The organism is Vulcanococcus sp. Clear-D1 (assembly GCF_014654725.1).
GTDB lineage: Bacteria > Cyanobacteriota > Cyanobacteriia > PCC-6307 > Cyanobiaceae > Vulcanococcus.
Map to the genome: position 1 here is coordinate 367,694 of NZ_JACVZV010000018.1, position 465 is coordinate 368,158.

Genomic DNA, 465 nt, shown 5'->3' on the forward strand with positions numbered 1-465 from the left:
ATCAATAGTGAAGACTGCGCGAGGAGAGGCTTCGTTGTAGTTGCCACCGGTGACGGCGATTGTACTGTCTTCATTGACATCAGTGACATTCAGAGTGACGTTTGTAGCAGATGACCAGTTGTTTGCTGCATCACCAGCCTGAATTCCATAGGTGAATTGATTGGCACCGGTTTCGAAGTCGTTGTTTGCGACGCCGGCTGCTATGCCAGCAGCAGTGATTGTGATGACGCCAGTATTGCTGATTTGATAGAAGCCATCTTGAGAAGTGCTTGATGCGCTGTCAGCGAAGCGGAATTGGGTAACTGCGATATTGTCAGTCGCTTGAACGGTGCCGATGGTTGCGCCAGCGGTTTGGTTCTCTGCGTAGTTGAAGGATTGGCTGGCTGTTACGGTAGGCGCAGTGCTATCCGCTTCATTGACATCAGTGACATTCAGAGTGACGTTTGTAGCAGATGACCAGTTGTT

Annotated in this window: 1 protein-coding gene; it reads right to left on the reverse strand. The window is 50.1% G+C overall.

Features of this window, described 5'->3' with window-relative positions; genetic code table 11:
- A partial coding sequence (locus H9532_RS08725; protein WP_296367438.1) for a cadherin repeat domain-containing protein occupies window positions 1-465 on the reverse strand: 465 nt, incomplete at both ends.